The sequence below is a fragment of the Methylobacterium oxalidis genome, from assembly GCF_007992195.1.
Lineage (GTDB): Bacteria > Pseudomonadota > Alphaproteobacteria > Rhizobiales > Beijerinckiaceae > Methylobacterium > Methylobacterium oxalidis.
Window position 1 is genome coordinate 1 of the sequence record NZ_BJZU01000337.1, and the last position, 719, is coordinate 719.

General features: G+C 67.9%; 1 protein-coding gene. It reads left to right on the plus strand.

All coding sequences use genetic code 11. From position 1 onward, the window contains the following. The coding region (locus MOX02_RS30870; protein WP_174804994.1) for a PLP-dependent transferase at positions 1–719 on the plus strand (719 nt) is incomplete at both ends.

A 719-nucleotide genomic window follows, 5' to 3' on the forward strand; every position in this document is an offset into this window, starting at 1 on the left:
AGCGCGGGCCGCCAAGGGCCAGTTCAACGTCGCCTTCGTCGATCAGTCGGATGAAGCCGCGCTCGCGGCCGCGTTGCGAGGACGCCCGGCTCTCGTGTTGATCGAGACCCCGAGCAATCCGTTGATGCGGGTGGTCGACATCCACGCGGTTTCAACGCGCGCGAAGGCGGCGGGCGCCAAGGTCGCCGTGGACAACACCTTCCTGTCCCCTGCCCTCCAGCGCCCGATCGCGCTCGGGGCGGACTACGTCATCCATTCGACGACGAAGTACCTGAACGGACATTCCGACGTGGTCGGTGGCGCGGTCGTGGCGGCCGATCCTGACGACGCCGCGCAACTCGCGGAGTGGTCCAACATCACCGGTGTCACGGGCGCGCCCTTCGACGCCTTCCTCACGCTGCGCGGGCTGCGGACCCTCTTCCCTCGCATCGCGCAGCAGCAGCGAACGGCAGGGACCATCGCCGCCTATCTAGAACGGCACCCAAGAGTCGCTGCGACCCACTACCCGGGGCTCGCATCGCACCCCGGCCACGCGATCGCACAGGCGCAGCAGACCGGCTTCGGCGCCATGCTGAGCTTTGAGCTTGCTGGCGGGGCCGAAGAGGTGCGGCGGTTCGTTGAGGCTGTGGAAGGGTTCACACTCGCGGAATCGCTGGGTGGCGTGGAGAGTCTGATCGCTCATCCCGCGACGATGACCCATGCCAGCATGGGAGCGGAGG